The 23,037-nt window shown below is 70.9% G+C and carries 8 protein-coding genes; all 8 read left to right on the top strand.

What is annotated here, in order from left to right; translation table 11 throughout:
- The first annotated feature begins 76 nt into the window (after window positions 1–76).
- Window positions 77–1,654: a type VII secretion protein EccB gene (gene eccB / locus ACFVXC_RS39795; RefSeq protein WP_389916245.1), complete on the top strand. Its 1,578-nt coding sequence runs from the start codon at window positions 77–79 to the stop codon at window positions 1,652–1,654.
- Between the two features lie 494 nt (window positions 1,655–2,148).
- The gene (locus ACFVXC_RS39790) at window positions 2,149–2,484 is read left to right on the top strand and encodes a hypothetical protein (protein WP_389916243.1); all 336 of its coding nucleotides are present in this window, start codon (window positions 2,149–2,151) and stop codon (window positions 2,482–2,484) included.
- Between the two features lie 85 nt (window positions 2,485–2,569).
- On the top strand, window positions 2,570–2,878 hold the full coding sequence (locus ACFVXC_RS39785; protein WP_389916241.1) for a WXG100 family type VII secretion target: 309 nt from the start codon (window positions 2,570–2,572) through the stop codon (window positions 2,876–2,878).
- 113 nt (window positions 2,879–2,991) lie between these two features.
- Window positions 2,992–3,471, top strand: a complete 480-nt coding sequence (locus tag ACFVXC_RS39780; protein WP_389916239.1) for a type VII secretion system-associated protein — start codon at window positions 2,992–2,994, stop codon at window positions 3,469–3,471.
- A gap of 52 nt (window positions 3,472–3,523) precedes the next feature.
- Window positions 3,524–6,946 carry an AAWKG family protein gene (locus ACFVXC_RS39775; protein ID WP_389916237.1) on the top strand — a complete coding sequence of 1,141 codons (3,423 nt, stop codon included), beginning with the start codon at window positions 3,524–3,526 and terminating at the stop codon, window positions 6,944–6,946.
- Window positions 6,947–7,133: 187 nt separating this feature from the next.
- Complete coding sequence (locus ACFVXC_RS39770; protein ID WP_389916331.1) at window positions 7,134–7,589, top strand: YbaB/EbfC family nucleoid-associated protein; 456 nt, start codon at window positions 7,134–7,136, stop codon at window positions 7,587–7,589.
- A gap of 2 nt (window positions 7,590–7,591) precedes the next feature.
- Entirely contained in the window at window positions 7,592–7,963 is a 372-nt protein-coding gene (locus ACFVXC_RS39765; protein ID WP_389916235.1) for a hypothetical protein, read from the top strand.
- Window positions 7,964–8,086: 123 nt separating this feature from the next.
- Window positions 8,087–23,037 (top strand): hypothetical protein (locus tag ACFVXC_RS39760; RefSeq protein WP_389916233.1); only part of this gene is annotated, 14,951 nt, incomplete at its 3' end.

The following is a 23,037-nucleotide window of genomic DNA, read 5'->3' as shown; positions in this document are numbered from 1 at the left end:
CCGGGACAGAGGGATCCCGTACACGGGGTAAAGAGCCCGCACACCGGGACACGGAGAAGGAGTCGTAGGAGAGGCCGTGCAGTCCAAACGAGACCAGGTACATGCCCACACTTTCATGATGGGCAGGCTCAGTTCGGGCCTGCTGACGGCCGATCCGGACGCCCCGGAGAGCCCGCTCGGGCGCACCACACGCGGCGTGATCTTCGGCGTCCTTGTGACCGTCCTGATCGGCGCGATCACCACCGTCTACGGCCTGCTGCGCCCCGGCGGTAACGACAGCTGGCGCGACGGCAAGCACCTGGTCGTCAACAGCGACACCGGCGCCCGCTACCTGTGGACGGACACCGACGGCACCCTGCACCCGGTGCGCAACTACGCGTCGGCGCGGCTGATCGGGGGCTCCGACCTGGCGGCCGTCGACGTCCGCACCGCCTCGTTGGAGGACGTCCCGGTGGGCACCCCGGTCGGCATCCCCGGGGCCCCGGACACCGTGCCCGGCGCGGGCCAATTGGATTCCGGCGCCTGGCACATGTGCGTCACCGGGCCCGGCGGGGCGCTGCCCGACACCTCCGGTTCCGTGGCGGACACCGGGGTGAACAAGCCCGGGGCCACCAGCGTCGTGGCCGGGGCGCCGCTGAACTCCAGTGACGTCGGCAGCGACCGCGGAGTGCTCGTACGCGGCCCGGACGGCACCGAGTACCTGGTGTGGCGGGGGAGCAGGCTGGCCCTCGACCGTGCGTCCGACGCCCGCAACGCTCTCGGTTACGGCTCCAAGCAGCCGATGCCGGTCTCGGCGGCCTTCCTCGACGCGCTGGCGCCGGGACCGGCCCTGGCGCCGCCCGAGGTGCCCGGCCGCGGCGAGGTGGGCCCCGAAGTGGGGGGCGAGGCCAGCCGGATCGGCCAGCTCTTCAAGGTCAGCGTGCCCGGCGGCGACAGCACCTACCACCTCCTTCGCAAGGACGGCACGGTGCCGCTGACCCGGCTCGGCGCCGCTCTGGTGCTCGGCGACCCGGCCACTCAGAAGGACGCCTACCAGGGGGAGTCGCCCGAGGTGCGCACGGTCGGTGCGGCCGTGCTGCGCGAGCACCGGGCGAAGAACCCGGGCCCCGTCGCGTCCGCGGAGCTGCCGGACGCGCCGCCGACTCCGCAGTCCGCGACGCGCGGCACCGCGCTCTGCGCTCAGGTGGACGGCGGCGACGGCGGCGCACGGATCCGGTCGGTGCTCGTGCCGCTGTCCCGGCTCGCCCCGGTCGCGGTGTCGGAGGGCGCCGCCCAGCCTCTGAGCCCGGCCTGCGTCCCCACGGACGCCACGATCGTACGACCCGGTCACGGCGCCCTGGTCCGGGCCCTGCACGCGAGCGGCGCCGCGCACGCGGGAACCACCTACCTGGTCGCGGAGAACGGAGTGAAGTACCGCCTCTCGGCCAAGGAGTCGCTGGAGGCACTCGGGTACGAGGCGGGGGACATCGACTCGGTCCCGGCACCGCTCCTCGCGTCCCTGCCGACCGGTGCGGACCTCGACCCGGCCGCCGCGTCCGGCGCCGCCAAGCCCAAGGTCACGGCTCCGGCGTGCGGCAGCGCCCCCGACCGGTCGGGGAAGAAGAGCGGTGAGAACGGTGACGCGGACAAGACGTCTACCGTATCTCGCAGTTGACACACCGTACGGATTCGGGCAAGGCGCACATAGGCCGCCGAAGAAAGGGAAAGGGGACGATCGTGGGGAAAGTTCGTCCCCAATCGGACTCATGTAGTGTGAATCTAGTGAAGACATCGGCGTCTTCACGGTGCCGGATGCGCACGCGCGAAGCTCAGCAGAAGCTCAGATGTTCCAGGGGGCGGCCTCGCCGACGGAATTCCGGGCCAAGGCCCGAATCGGGGCTTTCTCCATGCCCGTTCGGTCTCTTCGCGTGCCCGCCTTCCGCCCGTTTCGCGATCCGCGGGGCCGAACTCCACTTCGCGCCCGCCCGATCGGCCGACACGTGTGTTCATCCCGCTGCAATCTTGCAACAACTCCGCTGACATAGAGCTGAATTCGGCTGGTCGGCCGATGCTCAGATCTTCCACACTCGCGTTGCGCAAAACACTGAGTTCTCTCTAGCCTCAGCGAGGAACGGTGCGATGCACGCGCCTGAACGAAAGGAGCGCGACATGGCGGACAGCGCCGCAAGGAAAGCGGATTATGCCAAGGGCTTGGGAGGCGTCACCTCCCTGGAGTCGGCCCGGGGCCAGGTCGAGAAGGTCCAGAACAACGTCGCCGAGATCGCCGCGCGTTCGGGCGTCGGCGGCGACGAGGGCCAGGCACTGCTGAAGCTCTTCCGCAGCTGGAACTCCGAGGCGCAGAAGGTCGTCGTACAGATCAGCACGATGATCGACGCGCTCCAGGACAACGTCACCTCCGCCAACCGCCTGGCGCAGGAGAACCAGGACCTGACCGAGGTTCTGAACAGCAAGACCAGCCAGGGTGTCTTCGAAGCACTGAGCTGACCCCCACCGCGGCACCGGCCCCTGCTGTGAGGCCGGACTTCGTGAGCTTCCCGGGCCTGGCGCCCGGACTTCGAGAGGAGACGTCATGGCCGACGGCATCATCGACGTGCAATACCCCAAGGTCCAGCAAGCCATCGAGGAATTGATGGAGCAGACCCAGGTGATCATCACGACCCTCAACAACCTGGAGGACGAGCTGAAGCCGCTCGTCAACTCCTGGGAGGGTGCGGACCAGGAAAAGTACCGTGAGGTCCAGGCGGAGTGGGACCAGGCCACCAAGAACATGGCCAGGCTCCTCGGTGACAACGGTGAGCTGATCCGGTCCATCCACGACAACCACTCCCGTGACGAGCGCAAGAGCGCCGACAACTGGGGCGGTGTGCGGGCCCGCTAGCCCTTCCCGGCGTACGCCACCGGGCAGGCGGGAACCTCCGCATGTGCGTGGTGCGTCTGCCCGGCATGAGGGTCCGTCCACCGGTCCGGCACCGAGCAGCAGGAGAACGTCACATGGCTGGTGAAAAGGCTGACGTCAAGCATTTCAACCTCAAGCAGATGGAGAACTTCCGGGACAACGAGGTGCATCCGATCTACGTCGCCGCCAAGAAGCACCGCGAAGAGGGCACTTCCGACGCCCGCACGCTCGGCGAACTCCTCGAGGGGTACACCACCGATGACAACCTCGACCAGGAGAAGCAGCTTCTGCGCATCGGCCAGATGGCCACGAAACCCCTGGTCTCGGGACCGAAGCTGCTCGCCGGCATCCGCACCGCGGCCGATGCCATCGACAAGCTGCTCGGTGACCAGAAGGACCTCTTCGAGGAGCTGAAGGCAGCGCTCACCGACACCATCGACGAGGCCAACAAGACCAAGGACAAGAACCTGGAGGCGATCGACGCCGAGACGCTGCTCCAGAGCTTCGAAGAGGTCGACACACTCACCTCCGGCAGCACCGGCACCACCGGCGGCGCGGGCGGCGACGACTCCTGAGCCCGTGCCGGACATGCCGGCAGGGACGACAACCGACTAGAAAGGGTGCCCGGTGGCCTCAGGGTACGATGAAAAATCAGGCGGTTACCTGGCGTTCGCCGGGTTCTTCGGCGGCCCCGCAGACCATAAGACCGACACCTGGGCCGATCTGGTCACCCACATCACCGGGTATGTGATCCCCCCCCGCGCCGAAGTCTTCGAGAAGCTCACCTCGGACCACGGCGGCAAGCTCTTCCGGATGGACTTCCAGGAGCGCGGCCTCAGCACGGTCGCGGAATCCGGCTTTGCGATGAACTCGGACGACGACTACAACATCTGGTTCTTCGACCGCGGTACGACGGACGCGATCAAGGTGGCCCGGATCGTCTTCGAGGGCACGATGAAGTCCGGCGACGAGGTCATCTTCGCCTCTGCCGGCGCCGACAACGTGGAGGACGCGAACGTCCGTACGGGCGGCGAGTTCACGGACTACAACGATGACACGATGGACTCCACCAAGCTCGCCCAGTACATGAACGGGCCGCGGGCGGCGCTCATGGCCCTGCTCGAGGGCAACACGACGAACGCCCGGTTCAACGGCCAGGGCGTCGACGAGCCAGCGGCGGTGGACCTGGCCTCGTTCGACGCCGCCGGGCGCTCCTTCGACTACGCCGCGAAGTTCTTCAAGGACCAGGCGCCGGTGCTGAAGGAATGGGAGACCCGCTTCGGCGGGGACGACGCCAGCTGGAAGGGCGAGGCGGCGAACGTCTTCCGCGATCTGCTGGAGAAGATCCGCAAGAACTACGACCACTACGTCGAGACCTTCAACTCCGCCGCGGGGAGCGGCAGCGAGACCGGCACCGGCAATACGGTGTACTCGCGCGCCCTGTCACTGGGCCGCAAGTATCTGGAGGATGCCGCCAGGGACCTGCTCGAAGCGTGGCTGGAATGGGCCCAGTCCCCGTACTACGACCCGCATCAGGTGCTGCGCTACGTCCTGGACGACCTCGCCCGATGGGTGGACCGGGAAAACGTCGCCAAGACGGACATCCAGACGACCTATGGCCCGTACATGTCCTCCACGTATCACGACCCGCAAGAAGGCTTCAGCCAGACTCACCCGGAGTACGGCGACCTCAACGAGAAGGCGAGCTGGGTCAAGGTCGGTGACAAGGCCGCCAAGACCTGGAACCAGGGCGTCGACATGTACCTGCGCGGCGCGGCGGCCAAGGTGCAGTCCGCCCTGAACAACCACTTCCTGGACCTCACCAAAGACTTCACGGGCAATGTGCCCAAGCCGAAGACGACCAGCACGGCTGCGGCGGACTACAAGGACCAGAAGGCGGACGACGCGCAGGCCGCGGCCGACAAGGCGGCCGCGGACGCCGCCGCGGCCGCGAAGAAGGCGAACGACGACGCGAAGAAGGCGAACGATGAGAACGCCGCGGACGCGAAGAAGGCAGCCGACGATGTGAAGAAGGCGAACGCGGACGCCGCCGCGGCCGCGAAGGAGGCGGCTGACGAGGCGAAGAAGCAGCGCGAGGAGGACAAGGCGGCCGCGGACAAGGCGCGCGCCGACGCCGAGGCCGCTGCCAAGGCCAACAGCAAAGCCCTGCAGGACAGCCTCGGTGGCATCAACAGCCCCGGCGGGGGCGGGGGCACGCAGAACCTCAACCTCGACGACCTGCTGAACCCGGGCGGCAACCAGAACAACGCGAACCACCCGCCGACCGAGAGCCTTGGCAGCCTCGGCGACCTGAACAGCCCCGGCGGTGGCGGCGGGGGCCTGAACGGCCCGGGTGGGGGCGGGAGCCAGCAGCCCGGCGCCGTGCCCTCGGTCACCCAGAGCCTGGGCAGCCTCGGGGGCCTGAACACCCCCGGCGGTGGCACCGGCAACCTGAACACCCCCGGCGGTGGTCTCGGCGCTCTGAACACCCCCGGCGGCAGTGAAGGGCAGCAGCAGCCCGGCGGCGTGCCCCCGGTCACCCAGAACCTGGGCAGCCTCGGAGGCCTGAACAGCCCGGGCGGTGGCCTCGGTGGCCTCAACGGCGGTGCCAACACGCCCCTCAAGAGCCCGACCGGCGGCAGCACCCAGCTGGGCGACGACAAGGTCACCTCCGGTTTCCCGGACGGCAGCAAGACCGCCTTCGACCCCGACAGCGGGACGCTCACCACCACCAACCCGGACGGCTCGACCACCACGCAGAACCTGGGCGACGGCACCAAGGTGACGAACCCGGACGGCTCGGTGACCTCGCTCGGGGACGACGGCAAGCTGAACACCACCTTCCCCGACGGCACCACTCAGAACGTCGATCCCACGACCGGCCAGGCGGTCACCACCGACCCGGACGGCAAGACCACCACCCAGAACCTCGGCAGCCTGGGCAACATCAACAGCGGGAACAGCGGGAACGGCGCGGGGAACCTGGGTGACCTGGGTGACATCAACTCCGGTATGGACACCCAGTCGAACGGCGACCTGGGCAACCTCGGGGACCTCAACAACAACCAGTCCGGCCTGGAGACCCCGACCGGCGGGCACACCTCGCTCGACGGCAACGACTTCACCACCAAGTTCGCGGGCGGCGGCGAGGCCACCTTCGACCCGGACACCGGAATGCTCACCAGCACCGACGCGGACGGCAGCACGAAGCTGACCGATCTCACCCACGGGGCGAACGTGACCAACCCGGACGGCTCCGTCACCTCCCTCGACAACGGCGAGCCGGTCACCACCTTCCCGGACGGCAGTACGCAGAAGATCAATCCGGACACAGGCATCGCCACCCTCACCGACCCGCAGGGCGGCACCAAGACGATCGACCTGCACGACCTCAACTCCGCAGGGAACAAGAACAACCTGGACATCCCCAACAGCCTCGACATCCCCAACGGCGGGGGCGGAGGCGGCGGCACCACCAGCCGGGACGTGACGCTCCCCGACCTGAACACCGGTGGCAGCGGCGGCGGTGGAGTGGGCGCGGGCGGCGGCAGCCCGGTGTCCGTAGGCGCCGGCGCAGGCCTCTCCGGGGGCTCCGGCTCGCTGGACGGTCTCGGCGCGGGCGGGGCTGCCCCTCTGTCCGACGGGGCCTCCACGAACAGCCCGGCGGCCGCTTCCTCCTCCGGTTCCGGCACACCCGGCGCCCCTGGCACGCCCGGCTCGCCCGGCATGCCGATGGGCGGCGGCGGCATGGGCGGCGCGGGCGGGGGCAGCGACAAGGGCAACGGCGAGCGGGTGCGCGCCGTACTGGTCGACGCGCAGGAGGAGAGCGAGCGGCGCAACCGCCGCGGCAGGCGCAGCCCGTGGAACCGGCAGGAGGACAGCGACACCTTCCTGGCGCCCGCCTCCCGGGTGACGACGACCGGCGGCGACCACTCCGAGGAAGAGGCGGAGCCGGGTCGCAGGTCCACCACCTCGGCCGACTACCTGGAGGAGGACGCCGACGTATGGGGAACCGAGGAGGGCGGCACCCCGTCGGTCATCGGCCGATGACGAACGGGGCCCGGTTCGACCACCTTCGACCATCGCGGAGAGACGAATCCCATGTGGTCCCGGCTTCCGTATCCGGCCCTCACCAGGCAAGATCATGTGCGCAGGTGATGTACGTGGTGCCGGGACCTGACACACGCGGTCCCGGTCCGGGCGCAGGGGAAGACCGAGGCGGAAGAGAGGCGCGGGCCTGATGGAACCATTGGAGAAGCGTCTGGAGAAGGCGATGGCCGAACTCCGGACGGCCCAGGAGGGGGTCGCGCGCACCGAGCGCGAGCTGCGCGACTCGTCGTTCGCCGTACTCTCCTCCGACCGCGCGGTCCGCTCCACCGTGGGCCCGCAGGGCGAGTTGACCGGAATCGAGTTCCTGGAGAACAAGTACCGCGACATGTCCCCCCAGGAGCTGGCCGCCAGTGTTCTGGAGTCGGCGAACGCCGCACGCCTGAAGATGAACCGCCACGTGATGAAGGCGTTGGCGCCTTTCGCCGAACCCAGCAGCGAGGTACCCGAGCTGAAGGGCTTCGAGCTGGACTGGGAGCGGATCTTCGGTCCCGAGGTGCTCCGCGAGGACAACGAGGACACGGCACGCGGCGGTCAGCCGACCCCTGCCTGGCGTGACGCGATCGGCGAGGACGGGGAGAACTGACCATGGGCGAGCGGTACTACGCCGATCCGCAGCGCATCGAGGCCCTGGCGGAGCAGCTGGAGGAGATCGGCACCCTGGCCAGGAGCATGACCGAGGAGTTCCTCGACGAGCTCGCTCCCACGGTCAGCTGGCCCGGCACGAGCGGCGACTTCGCCGAGAAGGCCAAGCCACAGGAGCAGAAGGAGCGGCAGACCACCAAGGACACCATGCTGTCCATCCGTGACGCCGTGACGAGCATCACCGATGCCACGGTCGGCCAGGTCCGCATGATGCAGGGCACCCGCGACCGCAACATCGAGGACATCGAGCAGGGCAAGAACCGCATCGACACCAACGGTCTTGACGGCGACTCGGGCGGGCATGGGCGCCGCTGACCACCGCACCGCAGGCCGCTCCCGCACCAACACCACGCCGGGAGCGGCCGCTCCGTCCTGTCCGCGTGACTCCCGGGACGGAGCAGCTCCGTCCTGCCCGCGCGGCTTCCAGGACGGACCCCGATGAGCATCCAGGTCTCGCCCGAGGTCAACGCGATGATCTTCATCCTCACCGGGGAGAGGCTCATCGACGCGGATGAGGACCTCGCCTATGACAGCCGGATGCCGTACTCCGGCCTGGGCAAGAAGCTCGACAGAATCTCCTCGCTGATCACGAAGTCGGTCCACGACATCGCCCAGTCGATGCCGGACGACCTGTCGAAGTCGTACGCCGAGGCGATGGGCACGCTCACCAACGACGGCGGCAAGAATTATCTGATCGACTTCGCCGACCAACTCGAGGTGATCGCGGAAGGCCGCCGCAAGACCTCCATGGACATCATGGAGTCCAAGTGGCAGGTCATCGCCGAGATCATCCGGCTGCTCATCGAGATCGCCATCTACCTGGCGATGTCCTTCTTCACCGGTGGCGCGTCGGCCAGTCAGATCCTGCTGGCCAAGCTGCGCAGCCGGTTCATGATTCTCACCACGCTCAGCCACCTGCTCCAGCGGCTGCACATCGCGCCCTCGCTGACAGAGGCGTTCGCCGAGGCGTTCACCACCTTCGCGGTGCGGCTCGCGATGATGAACTTCGCCCCGAACGACCGTCGCCCCGAGGGGTTCGACTGGGACGACATCCTCAAGTCCGCGGCGTTCGGCGCCGCTGCCGGTGGCCTCACCAGCATCTTCAACGGCTTCGCGAAGAACATCGTCAACAGCTACGACAACAACTTCTTCAAGAACGGCCCGGGCAACGACTTCAAGAACAACAACCCCAACGGTCCGGACACCTCGGGTCTCGGCCCCGGCGGCAGTGGCCCGAGTCCCAAGCCGAAGCCTGAGCCCACGCCCACGCCGAAGCCCGAGCCCAAGCCGACTCCCACGCCCACGCCTACGCCTACGCCGACTCCCACGCCTACGCCTACGCCGACTCCCACGCCCACCCCTCCGGCTCCGACGCCTAAGAGCACCCCGAGCCCCACCCCGTACGGGAGCGGCCCCAACCTCACGAACAACCCGCTCTCCTTTCTCAACAATCCGAACCTGTGGCGGAACAACCACCTGCTGAACAACTACTCCCACCTGCCGGGCACGCTGGCCGGGCACTATGGGATCAAGGGGGTGGCCGACTTCATCGCCGCGGGTGCCGGTGAGGCGCTGGCGGAGATCCTGATCAAGGGGGCCTTCGACAACGACTGGTCCACCAGCTGGTCCACCTTCGTCGGCGCGGGCATCAGCAGCCAGGTCGAGTCCACGCTCACCGGCGGGGCGCTGAACAGCGGCGCCGAACTGCGCAACGTCATCGACAACATGCGCAACCAGCCGCCCACCGTCTCCGGCGGCACTCCCGACTCCGGCACGGGGAACTCGGCGGGCTCCGAGGGCTCACGCAACGGTGGTGGCTCCGACCGCACAGACGGTCCCTCGCGGCCGGGTACCTCGGGCGGCGACGGCCCCGCGCTCACCTCGCCTCCGCCCGCCACCCAGCAGAACACCGGCCTTGGGAACGTCACAGGAAACCAGTCGCCCCCGCCCTACGTCGCCGAGAACCCGCCGCCGTACTCCACTGTGGACCCACCCGCGTACTCGCCGGGCCCGCTGTCCGTGACCGCCGCCGAGAACGACCTGTGGCAGCAGGTCCATCACGGCTCCGCCGAGGTCCGCCAGCAGGCCCTGCACGACCTCGCCGACCTGCGCGGCTCCCAGGCTCCCGGCAGCACCGAGATCGGCGTCCGCGACGGCCTGCACGACAACCTGTCGCAAGTACCCGAGGTCCGGGTGGTCCCGGCGGGAAACAGCCCGGCAGGACAGATCGACGCCGACGGAGTCCGCCGTGCCCTCGACGGGTTCGGTACCCCGGTCACGGTGGATACACCACTCACCACTACCGCGGATGGCTCCGGCAACGGCGCTGCGGTCCACTCCGGCAGCGGTAGTGCGGGGGGTGGCGTCGGCCCGGTGATGGGCAACGGCCCCGACATCGGGGTGGACCACACCGCCGGTCCGGATGGTGTCGCGCCGGGGACGTCTCCGGAGGGCTCGGGTGTGGACGCCCCGGGGAGCGGAGTTCAGAACACTCCGGATGCTCCAGTTACTCCGGACGAGGTGGCCGGGCAGGGCGACCGTACGAATGAGGCGCCGGGACAGAACACGGGCGGGCCCGCAGCCTCCCAGGGCCCTGACATCTCGGCTGCGCCTGATCCCGTCGGGTCGGTTGCGCCTGGTCCTGACACCTCGGCTGCGCCCGGTCCCGGTGGGTCGGCTGCGCCTGGTCCCGGTGGGTCGGCTGCGCCTGGCCCTGACCCCTCGGCCGTACCTGGCCCCGGTACGTCGGTTGCGCCTGGTCCTGACACCTCGGCTGCGCCCGATCCCGGTACGTCGGTTGCGCCTGGCCCCGATACCTCGGCCGCGTCCGATCCGGCCAACTCCGTTGCCCCGGACTCGGGTAGCTCCGATGGGTCAGGCCCCTCGCCTGCGCCTGCGCCTGGTCCTGTTGCCTCGCCGGTGTCCGGCCCCGGCGCCTCCGCCGCGTCCGGTCCGGGTAACTCCGCTGTTCCGGGACCGGGCAACTCCGCCACGGCAGGCCCCGCCAACTCCGCCGCACCTGGCACGGGCACCGGCGCCAGGCCGGGTGGGGCCCCGGCTGTCAACGGCTCCCCGGCTCCCTCCACCGCGCAGCCCCAGCAGAGCACGCCCGAAAGCGCTCCGTCGACCTCGCAGTCGCCGGAGACCACCTCGCCTCCGGAGACCACCGGCCCGGCGGCCGGGAACACCGGTGCTCCGGACTCCGCCGACAGCGCCCTCCTCCCGGACGCCGGCGACATCACCAGCACTCCGCCGAAGGTGAGCACCACCGGCTCGTACGCCGACACGGACGGCGTACGCGATGTCAGCGGCCCGAGTGACGTGAAGGCCGGGCCCACCCCGCTCGCCGGGAGCCCGTCGCCCACTCGCTCACCGGCGTTGACGATCGTGGTCTCGGAGGTTCCGCCACCGGGGGAGAGCGCGCCGGAGGCGGCCGAACTGCTTGACGGGGCCGGGGTCGATCGGGCCGTCGTGCTCGGACCGCCGGTCGCGCAGGTGGGGCCGGGGGCCCCGGTACGCGCCGCTGTCGAGCTGACCCGCGACGGGCCGGGTGCCCCGGTCCGGGTCCGCCCGCTCACCGGCCCGCCGACCGCCGTGACGCCGGACGGCACTCCGGATGCTCAGGACGCCGCGTTCCCCGGCGCAGACGTGCTGCTGCCGCTCGCCGACGCCCTCGGCACGACCCCCTCCGGGACATCGGGCCCGGCCACGCGCCCGAAGGTGGTCTCGGGGCCGACGAGTTACCTGGACAGCAACGGAGTCGGCCCCGACTCCGCAGACACCAGCCCGCCCGCCGCGACCAAGCTCGCCACCCTGTCACGCCCCTGGACCGAGACGGCCACCGATCTGCACCTGGAGTCGGGCGGCGGCAACGGCCACGGAACCGGTGGGCGCGGCCCCGGTAACGGCGGCACCCCGCCCCCGCCGACGCCCCCGACCGTCGCGCCGGACAACTCCCCGGCGACACCTCCCGTAGCGCTCCCGCCCACCGGGCAGATCGTCGTACGTCCCGCTGTCAGCGGTGATACCACGGACAACGGAAACAGCCCTGCGCAGCAGCCCGCGCGCGAGCCCGCCGTCACCACCCTGGACGGCCACACTGTGCCCATCGCCCAACTGCGGCGCTTGGTCCCTGACGCGACCGTCAAACCCCAACCGGGGCGTGCCGTACAGACGTTGACCATCTCGCAGAGCCAGGCAGAGGACGGTACGGCGCACAGCGCGGGCCGTCGCGCGCTCCTTGGCCAGGACACCTTCCGCGGCGTGCGCACCACGTCCGCCCCACCGGCTCCGGAGACCGCCGCCGACCCGCCCGCTGCCCGTACGGTGTTCACCGGTCCGCCGACCGCGCTCCCGGGCTCGGGCACCGAGCGGGGCGCCGACTACTTCGCGGGGCACGGCACTTCCCGTACCGTCACGCTCGGTACCGACGACGCGCGACATCCCACCGTGAAGGTCAGCGGTGTGCAGCTCGGCGAGGTGCTCAAGTCCTGGGCACAGGACAGCGACAACGAGCGGCCGCTGGTGCTCTTCTCCTGTGAGACCGGACGGCAGCCCGCGGTCGCCGGCCTTCCGGTGGCACAGCACGTGGCGAACCGCACCGGGCGGCCGGTGTACGCGCCCACCACCGAAGTGGGTACGGCCCTGGACGGGGACGGCGACGTCCGCGCGGTACTCACCGAAGGCGCGGACGGCCCGGGACGCTGGCGCCTCTTCGCCCCGGAGCCCAGCGGCGCCGACCTGGACGGGCTAGCGCGCGACGCCGGTCTGCACGCGGGCCCGGAACCGGCCGACGCCTTCGCCCTGGCCCGTACCCTCCAGCAGATCCGCACCCTGCGCGATGCTCTCGGCCCGGACGCCGAACAGCGGCCGGAGAACCGGGAGTTGCTCGCCGGCCTTGCCTTCGTGGACGGCCTGCGCTGGCTCAGCCCCGACGCCGCGGCCCGCTACGGCGACGGCCGGATGACCCCGGACCTGCTGCGCCGGATGGTCGTCGACCGGGGCGGTCCGACGAGCGCCACCACCAGCGACAGCGATCCCGCCGCCTCTCCCACTGTCGAGCAGTACACCGAGTTCCTGCACGCCGCGGCCGAGTTGCGTGCGACCGCAAGGCCCGACACCACCCTCGACGCCCTGCTGCCCCCGCCGCCTCCCGCGCTCCCGCCGACCACGCTGGTCTCGCCTGAGGACGTCCGCGGTCTCGCCTACACACCCTCCGCGCAGATCACCTGGTCGCTCTCGAGCACCCCGCTGCCGCTGTCGGAGCTGAAACTCAGCACCGACGACACCGCCGAACTCGCCCGCCGCAGGCCCGATCTGACGCCCGCGCCGAGCCGCCCGGAGAGCCTCGCCGAGGACATGACCCTCCTCAGCAAGGCCACGCCCGGCACCGCGGACACCGTGCACGCGGATGGTTTGGCCTTGCGGCGCCTCGACACCCCGGGCGACGGGAACTGCTTCTTCCGGTCGCTGCTCGACAGTGCGCGCAGCCACGAAATACTGCCGACGTGGGCCACGCGGAACGTCGCAGGCCTGCGCCGCCTGCTGAGCGACCGGATCACCGGGACCGAGCTCGGCGACGGCATGGCCCAGGCGATCCCCGACCCGGTGTTCGCCGTGGTGGACGATCTGCGGGTGCGTGCCGTCACCGGGGTGCAGGACTCGGCCGAGCGGACCCGGCTCACCGACCTCTGGAACGGCATCGCGCAGGCTGTTGTCACCGACGGCGACACCAGCCAGTGGCAGCAGATCCTCCGGAAGAGCGACTACCCGCACCTCGTCGACGTGGCGCCCACTCCCGCCGACGCCTGGCGGCTGGGAGCCAAGGGGCTCGTCGCCTCGGCGGCCGAACTCCCCGCGCTGTGGTCCTCTCCCTTCGCCGACCTGCTTCCGGAGGCCCTCGCACACACCCTCGACCTCGATCTGCGGCTCGTCCAGCCCGACCAGCAGTCGCCGGGAAGCACCTTCGTCAACACCCTCAACCCGGGCGGCCAGGGCGGCACCCTGCACCTGGCCTACAACGGCACCGACCACTTCGACGCCCTGGTTCCGGCCTCGGCCCCGCTCACTCCCGTCCCGGACTCGACCACCACGTCCTCGGACCCGGCGGTCCCGGCCGCTCCGGATCCGGCGGTCACCACGTCCCCGGACCCGGCGGTCACTGTCACTCCGGATCCGGCCGTCACCACGTCCCCGGACCCGGCCGTCACTGTCACTCCGGATCCGGCCGTCACCATGCCCCCGGACCCGGCTGCCCCGGCCACTGAGGACACGAAGGGATCCGACCCCGACAGCGAAGTTCCCGACCGGGGCGACCCCGTACCGCTGGAGACCCAGCTCGAACGGCATCGCCCCGCACGGCTGTTGACCGGCGAGGACGCCCGGCCGCCGGGCCCGGTCCCGGCCACCGTCACCTTTGATGACGGCAGCCGACTGCCCACGGTCCTGATCAGCCCGGACGCCGACCCGGACGACGGCACCCCGGACGCCCGCAACGACGGGACCGCCCAGAGTGGCCCGACCGGACTCTTCACCGGCCTCGGCACGACCAGCCTGCGCTCGCCCGAGCAGGTGGCCGAGGAGATCCTGAGCAAACTTCCCGAGAAGCTGCGCTCACAGTTCGACGAGGCGGACCTGCTGCGGCTGCTCACCGATCAGCCCGCCGCCTTCACCGCCCCGCGCGGCGCGCGCTTCGTGGGCCGGGAGAAGTCCGGGGTCGGCCATGAGATGACGGTCGAGGCCATTCCGTACCACCGCTGGGCGCGCTTCTCCGACGTGGACGGCGGCACCGTACGCCTCGACACCATGCGGCGAGGCCAGGCAGGTACGGGCGGTGGACGCAGCGTCGGCGTCGGGCGACGGATCGCCGGCGGGCTGAGCATGGGCCCGCCGCTCAACTGGCTGGTGAAAATCGGTTTTTCGCTGGGCTGGACCCGCAAGACCGACTACGCGCAGGGGACCCAGGCGTACAACCAGACCGAGTGGCGCGCCCATGAGGGCTCGCACCTGCACCTGGACGATGTCCACTACCGGGTGCGGGTGGACCGCGTCACCGAGGCACCGGCCATCACCATCACGGGTCCTCCGGCCGCCACCGGCCCGGCCACCATGGGCCCGGCCACCACCGGCCCGGACAACAGCTCCATCCGGAGCAGCAGCTCGGACGACCCGGCCAACGCGCCCTTGCCGACGCCCAATTGGCAGCGCACCCAGGTGCACACCGCGGAGTTCGCGATGCGCGACGGCCTGAGCTGGCGGCTGCCGGACGACCTGACCGTGCCCTTCGCGGGGCCCCAGCGGGCGCCGAAGACGCTCACCTTCCCGGATGGCGTCGAGCCGCGGATGACCGACACCACCGGACTGCACCTGACGGATTCGCCGGAGGATATGGCGCTCGCCATCTCCGGAGCGCGGCCCGGGAGTTCGGCGCACCGAACCTTGGTCTCGTACGTCCGGCCGGGTCGACTGCTCGCCCTGTTCGGCCGGTTCTCCGGGCCGGTCACCGGACCCGAGCTGACCCAGGGCAGCGGACAGCATCCGCTGGGGCACCTGATCGTGGAGCGGTCGGTGCCGCATCGGGCCACCCTGGTCACCGAGTCGGTCAAGGCGGAGCTGCGCGACCTCACCCAGACCACGTACCAGAACGAGCGCGGCCATGCTCGTGACACCCGCATGGGTCTCCAGGTCACCGCCGGGCCGAGCTACACCCTCACCGGGCCCGACACCGACGTACGCCTCCAGGGCGGTCCGCTGGTCCGCGCCGACCTCACCACCGGGCGCGGCCACTACTCCGGCACGGACGCGGCCCGCAAGACCACCGGCCGTGTCCGCAACCACCCGGTCGCGCTCTATCGGGTGGAGCGCACCCTGATGGTGCGCAAGCCCGGCGATCTGCCGTCGGCGGCCCGCCCGGTCCGCGTGGTCAGCCTGGACTGGATCTCCACCCAGGACGCCCGCCGCCTCGCGGGCTGGGACAGCCGCACGCCCGGCCAGGCCGGCCCCAACCCGGACGCCGAACCGCCGGTGCCGTGGTACCTCAGCCGAGAGGACCCGGTCCACCTGAGCGGCCAGGTCCGCGCCGAGGGCTTCCGTCCCGTAGGCCCGCAGACCCAGGTGCAGCCGCCTCCGGAGCAGACCCAGCCCCAGACCCGACCCCAGCCCCAGACGCAGGTACAGCCGCAGACCGAGTCACAGACGCAGACCCAGTCCGAGACCGAGACGCAGACCCAGTCCGACACGCAGTCCCAACAACCCGCACCCCCGGACCCCATGCGGGCCTTCGCCGACAGCGTCCTGGACACCCTGCACCGCTCCTACCCGTCGCTGTTCGTCCCGCCGCTCGTACTGCGGCACCCGCGCCTCGCCAAGTTCTGGTACGGCGACGGGCGGATGCGGACCGCGCTGCACAATGACCGCCAGGTGCGTGAGGCGTTGAACCGGCCCAGCCTGGCGCAGAGCCTGGACGACCTGACCACCACCGGAGTGCCGGTCACCCTCACCGAGGACGGGAAGGTGAAGCGCGGTCATCACACACTCATCCTCAGGGCGCGCCTCACCGACCGGCGGTTCGAGACCACCATGAGCGAACGCTCGCTGCGCAACGGAGTGATCGGCTACGAGATCTCGGGCCAGGGACAGCAGGCGTCGACGACTCTCTCCGGCGGCGTCGAGCTGGGCATCTCGCCGCGCGACCACGACAAGGTGCCCGGGGCCGGCCTGCCGCGGCAGGCCGGCAGCGCGTCCCTCGGCGCCCGCTACGCCAGGACCGAACAGAAGGCCACCCGCAGCACGCTCGCGGTCACCCACGACAACCTGATGTTCCAGAACAGCAGCGACCTCTACAGCTACCAGGTGGAGTTGGGCGCCACCTTCGAAGGACACCGCCGTCCGCGCGGCTGGGCCCGGCTCGCCACGGTCGGCGTGCTCGGCGCGGGCGTCTTCGTCAGCAAGGCCGAGGAGCGGCCGCTGTTCACCCAGGGCACAGAGACGGTGGGCCGGGTGGAGCTCGCCGTGCCGTCCGCGCACGGCTCCGACCGCCACGCCCCCGTCGAACCGCAGCCCGGCACGCCCGCACCCGCTCCGCAGCGGCTCTCCTCCGTCGAGGCTGACCAACTCCTCGACGGCACCCGCCCGCAGCCCCTCGCGGACTCGCCGGACCGGCAGCTCATCCGGAAACTGCTGAGCGCCCCGAACGTGGTGCTCAGCACCGAGGGCGGACCGCAGCGCCAGCAACTCATGCAGGACACCGCCGACCGGGCATCGGGCACCTCCTGGCACGTCAGCGCGCCCGGGGCCCCGGTGCGCACCGCGCTGCGCCGGGCGATGGCGAACCTCGGCGTGGCCTCGCAACTCGGCCAGTACCTGGGCCCGTTCGGCTCCCGCGTCACCGGTCTGACCGGCGCCGGACCGCTCCAGACCCACTACATGAAGGCCGCGATCCGCGGCGACCTGGACAACGTACGCGTCAAGAGCGACCCGAAACCGGCCAGCCTCGAGGCCACCATCGGCAACGAGCACCGCGTCAACGGCACCGCGAGCACCGTCTCCCACACCACCCTGGGCCTCCAGGGCGCCGACATGCCGCTGAAGCAGGCCCAGGGCCAGGAGGCGGTGGTCGGCTCCTACTCGACCGCCCTCCAGTACGCCTGGGGCAAGGGCCGCAGCGTCGCGCAGACCCTCACCCGTGGACGCAACACCACCCTCAGCTACTCCGGGCGGATGTACCTGGTGGTCGCCGACGCCGCCGAGACCGTCGCGGTGCGGGACCGCTGGACGGCCGCGATGGGCGCGGTGGGCACCCGCGCCGGAGCCGGGATCAGCTCCGCGGCCGGGCGGGTCTCCGAACGCCTCGCGCACGGGCTCGCCCCGCGCCGGGCCGCCGCCGCGGTGCAACGTATCCGCGACGCGGTGATGTTCCACCTGCCGATGCAGGACGTCATCGAGTCCGGACTCGCCCCGGACGGCCTTGGCACCACCACCCCGCACAACCTCGGCGGCGGCTACCGGCTGCCCCCCTTCCTGCGCGGCCGCCGCTTCCCCACGCACCCCAGCGGCCAGCTCGACGCGAGCCACGCGGCGCATCAGCTGATGGGGAGGCTGGAGAAGATTGGAGTGCCCTCGCACGACCGCGAGCAGGTACTCCAGCGGCTGTCCCCGGACTTCCTCCGCGCCAACCTGCACGAGCTGACGACCGGCGGGATGACCCTGCCGGTCCGCTACCGCGACTGGGCGAGCCCGCTCCGGCTGCCGGTCGGCGGGAGCCGCGGACAGATCAAGTTCGCACTGACCCCGGTCACCACCACCGTGGACAGGCTGCGCACCGGATACGAGCTGGAGGACTACCGCACCATCGCCCGCGACGACGCGACCGGCGCCTCCCAGGACCGTGGCGCCGATGTGACCCTCAGCGGCGGTGAGCGCGCGGCGGGCAGCGGCATCCTCGTCGCCAACCCCTCCCTCCAGGGCACCGCGGCCAAGCAGCGGTCGAGCACCCGGACCGATACCGCGGGCAGTATCGCGATGCCGAACATCGCCACCACCCAGGCACACGCCGAGATCGTCACGAGCTACACCCTGACCGTCACCATGACGGACGCGACCGGCGACCGGCTCGCTCCCCGCGCCGTCGCCGCGGTCGGCAGCCTCAACGAGATCCTCCCGGCGAGCCTGCTCACCCCGGACGGCGACGGAGCCGACGGCGCCCTCACCGAGCAGGACGTGCCCGAGCCGGAGCGCGCGGTGCGGATGCTGACGGCAGCTCAGGCCCGCCCGGACGGCATCGCCGCCTGGCGCACCTCGGCCGCCGGAAACACCACCGGCGACACTGACGCCGGCTCCGACTCCGACGTCCTGCCCTTCGACGACAAGATCGGCTCGGGCATCCTCGCCGTGGACATCCTCGGCGCGGCCAACGTCCAGGACGCCCTGACCCTCGCCACCGCGCGTGCGGACGGACTCGGTGACGGCGACCTCGGCCGGCGGCACACCGGCAACAGCCTCACCGCACACGTACGCATGGCGGGCTTCACCACGCTGACCGGACCCGGCACCGCCGCCGCCCAGGCCCAGCAGGAGGCCACCGCGCAGGGTGGCCTGACCGCCGGCTTCCGCGAGGCGCTCAGCGCGAACGGCTCGCCGCTGCCCGCCCAGTCGTCCGCCCGCCTCTTCGGCCAGTCCCACACCGCCGACTCCCGGATCTACGCGAAGATGCACCGCGGCGGCGCCCGGCTGCTCGCCGTGGAGAACAAGCCGCGCATGGAGGCCATGCAACGCCGGAAGACCTCCGACGCGTTGGAGGCAGGCATCTCCGACAACGTCGAGGGCGCGGTCGGCACCGCGCCGCTGGCGGGCAACAGCAACGCGGGCGTCACCAACCCGGGTGTCACGGTCCCGGTCGGCGGGGCGAACGACGGCACCGTGCTCAAGGGCGCCGCTGACACCACCCTCGGTACGCACATCAAGGTCGTCACCGATCGCAGCATGCTCTTCGCGGTGCCGGTGAGCTGGCTCTCGGTGGCCGAAGTGGATCACCGGTTCACCGACAGCCGCCCGCTGCACGCGCTCGGCAAGGCCAAGCGCGGGCCGCGCGCCGCCGAGGCCGAGACCACCGCACTGGTCTGGCTGCGCGAGGACATCGCCCGCGACCACGGCCTCCTCGACGACACCACCTTCACCGAAGACGTTCGTACGGCCTGGGACGACCAGGCCAAGGCGGCGGCCGACCTCGCCGCGGCCGAGACGGGCTACTACGACGCCCGCGCGCGGGCCCGGGAGACATGGCTCGGCCTGAGCGCGCAGGAGCAGGCTGCGCTCGGCGACGACAACTCCGGCCCGCCGACCGACCTGCCGCCGGACGTGGTCCGGTCCCCGGCCGTCGTCGCCTGGCAGGCCGCCCGCCAGGAGGTCCACCGCTGGGAACAGCACGCCGACGCCGCCGCCCGGGACCACCACCGGCTGCACCTCGCCGCCTCCCGCCTCACCGCCCACCACCAGGGACCCACCTCGGCCCCGGCGCCGGACGCGCCGCAGAAGTACGTCGAGCCGGAATGGCGCTCCGAGGCGCCCAAGCCGTACGTCGTCACCGATGCGACCGACTCGGCCCCGCGCACCATCACATCGCCGGACGGAACCACGGTGCGCGAGGTGCACGATGTGCCGCACGACGGCGCGTCGTTCTTCCACTCGCTGCTCGCCGCCGCCGAGGTCCGGGACCTCCTGCCCAATCTGCTCGGAGACGACCTCGCCGTCCGGTTCGCGAACGCGCCCGGCGACCAGTCGCTCACCGCGGATGCCGTCGACGCCGCCCGCCACCGCCTCGCCTTCGCGCTGGGCCAGGACGGCAACGAGGACCTGCTCGACGCCCTCGCCCTGGACGTCGCGGACACCTTCACGCCGGAGGAACTCGAGGGTGCGGGAGTGACGTTCACCCCGCCCCAGCAGGCCGAGTACGACGCCTTCGGCCGACTCCCGCAGAACTTCTGGCCGACTCCCGCGCAGCGAGTGAAGCTCGCCACCGCCGCCTTGTCCCGCCCGTTCGCGAGCGAGCCATCGCAGAACGACCCGAAGCAACCGAACGACCCGAATCAGCCGAGCGACACGACGCGCCCGGAGGGCGAACAGGCCCCGCCGGAGCGCCGCCCGGGTGACAACGGGGGCGCCGATCTGCTGCCCGCCCTCGCCGCCCGCCTCCTGAACACACCGCTCACCGTGGTCACGGGGGAGGGCCGCGAGCAGCTCTTCCTGCCGCGCGGCGCCGACCCGGCAGCCGTCAACGCGGCCCGCGACCCGGTCCTCTTCGTCACCGATGGCTTCTTCTCCGCCGCGCTCCCGGTCGGCACCCCGACCCTGGTCGTCACCGCACCGCCGACCGAGACCGGATCCGTTACGGACAAGGGGACTTCGGGCACCGACACGGGGACGTCGAGCACCGACACCACGCGCTCCGCACCGGAGCAGCAGCCCGCGAAACCGCCCGCACACCGCAGCCACGCCACCCTGCCCTGGCAGCCGCCCGCCGACAGCAGCGGTCCGCGCTACCGCCTCGACCGCGATGGCGTCCTCACCGCGCCCGACGGCGCCACTTACACCCAGGGCACCCCCACCGGCCGTGGCAACGGCTTCTTCGGCGCGCTCTCCACTGCCCTGCGCCAGGCCGCGGAGCAGCCCGGACCGGACCGCGACGAGGCGAAACTGCTGCGAGACCGCGCCGGAGCGCCGCCCACCCGACTGATGCAGTTGAACGGCCTACCGGGCGACGATCGGGCAGAGCGCGACGCGCTCTTCACGCCCCCGCCCCTCCGGTTCAGCGGCCCGAACGCGCCCGCGCCGAGCCAGGCCGAGCTCGATGGCCACCTGCGCCGCTATCTCGCCGAGGCCCCGTGGGGTGCTGATGCGGACCGCGCCATGTCCAAGTGGGCCGCCGCGGCGACCGGAACCACCGTCACCCTGGTCGACGAAAACGGCACCGCGCATACCTACTCCGGCCCGTCCTCCGACAGCCCCCACCTGCGACTCCGTCGCCGGGGCGGCGACTTCGTACCCCTGAGCCCGCACGCCCCGGCACCCGCACCGAAGGCGCCGCAGGACCCGGCCGCCATTCCGCGGCCCCCGTCACCGACGGGCAGCGACCTCCCGGGCCCCCCGGAGGAGGAGGCGCACGAGCTGAGCACGCTGTCCGGCAACGACGCGGGCGCGGACACCCACCTGGACTCGGACACGGTGCCCGCCGCTCCGGGGCCGGCAATGGGCTCCTTCAAGTTGGGGAACTACGAGTTCACCAACTTGAATCAGACGGAGAAGTACGTCGACAAGGCGGTGCGGATCGTCGAGTTGCTGGACGAGCACAGCACGATCAAGAGCTATGTCGGTGGTCGTCCTGTCCGGATCACGTTGCATGTGCGGACGACGGAGACTCCGGCTGATGTGATCGACCGTGGTGATGCCGGTGTCGAGATCGCTCTGGCGAGTTACTACTTCGAGAAGTACGACACCGGATACATCATGGGGATGCTGTCCCATGAGATCGGTCTGCATCCCCTTGCCGACCGCAACACGAAGATCCCCGAAGAGGAGGATCTGTACCGGGACATGCCGCTGATGGTGCCGGGGTTGGAGTCGCTGAAGACGCCGCGTTTCATGAACACTCTGGGGGCGGGGCAGGCCGATCATGTGATGGCTGCCTTCCCGCACACCATTCGGCACGGTATCTACCGGGACATCGTGGTGGAGATGGCCGGGGTGATGGCGCAGCATGCGCGGGTCGGGGTGGCGGGTGCCAAGTCCCAGGATGTCACCGACCTGATCGACACCTATTTGATGGATCTGGCCACGATCGCGGTCACCAACGACAAGCGTGTGGGTGCGGCGTGGGAGCCACGCAACACGGCGAAGGTCTACAACGCGTACAAGACGCAGTTCGCCGCGCAGCTGGCGAAGGACAGTCCCGTACGGGAGCTGCTGCCGGCCGACAAGAGTTGGTACAACGTCACGAGCAACTTCCTGGGTCTGGGCAGCAGCGCCCTGTTCAAGAACCAGGGCGACAGCATCCAGACCGCTGCTCCGGCGCAGACCAGTGGCGACACCGGCGAGGCCCGTCCCCGACTTCCGCAGGGCGGCACCGAGACCACGTCGCAGCCCCAGCCGCCCATGACAGCGCAGCCACACGGGCCGCGTGACACTCGGCCCCGGTTCGTGGTGCGTTCCGGGTTCGATGCGCGGCGGTTCACCTACGACGGCGATCCGGTGACGGACCTGACCGTCCGTATCGCGATGCGCGGCGCGGACGGGCAGGCCGCGCAGGCTTTCGCGCAACTCGGCGCGGGCGTGGACGAGTTCCTCAACGTGCCCGGCTACCGCCTGCTCAATGGTGACCTGCTGCACGTGACCGTCGAGTACGTCGACCCCGCCGATGCCCCGCACCTGACCGTGGACTTGACCGGCCGGGACCAGGCGATGGATCAGAACACGTGGTGGGCCGACGCGGATCCGGTGCAGATGGTGCACGAACTCACTCACCAGCTCGGTCTGCGGGACGAGTATCGGGATGCGGACTCGCCTCACCGCCCCCACATCTCGGGCAGTCTCCTCGGCGACCTGAACGAGGCTCCTGAAGACGCGTCCCTCGCCTCCGCCGGCTTGCGCGATCGGCACTTGGCTCTGCTGGGTGCGCTCATCGGCGATGTGACCCCGGCGCCGCAGCGGGACGGCGACCTGATCGACCTGGACGATCTGACCGACCTGGACGATCAGAGCTGGGCGTCGATCCGAAACTCCGCCGTTCCCGAGACCCGCGAGGCGATCTGGGTCGACCCGGTCTCCCTGCCCCAGACCGACACCGACGGCACGGCAGCAGTCACCGAGGTACCGGCTCACGCTCCGCAGGACTCGGACAC

Source organism: Streptomyces sp. NPDC058257, from assembly GCF_042881845.1.
Lineage (GTDB): Bacteria > Actinomycetota > Actinomycetes > Streptomycetales > Streptomycetaceae > Streptomyces.
Note: the sequence above shows the minus strand (reverse complement) of the source record. Positions and strands in the feature narration are given on the sequence as shown.

What these genes read in the sequence shown, in the direction of transcription:
- ACFVXC_RS39790 (WP_389916243.1), top strand. Translation starts at nt 2,149, where the DNA reads ATGGCGGACAGCGCCGCAAGGAAAGCGGATTATGCCAAGGGCTTGGGA.
- ACFVXC_RS39785 (WP_389916241.1), top strand. Translation starts at nt 2,570, where the DNA reads ATGGCCGACGGCATCATCGACGTGCAATACCCCAAGGTCCAGCAAGCC.
- ACFVXC_RS39780 (WP_389916239.1), top strand. Translation starts at nt 2,992, where the DNA reads ATGGCTGGTGAAAAGGCTGACGTCAAGCATTTCAACCTCAAGCAGATG.
- ACFVXC_RS39765 (WP_389916235.1), top strand. Translation starts at nt 7,592, where the DNA reads ATGGGCGAGCGGTACTACGCCGATCCGCAGCGCATCGAGGCCCTGGCG.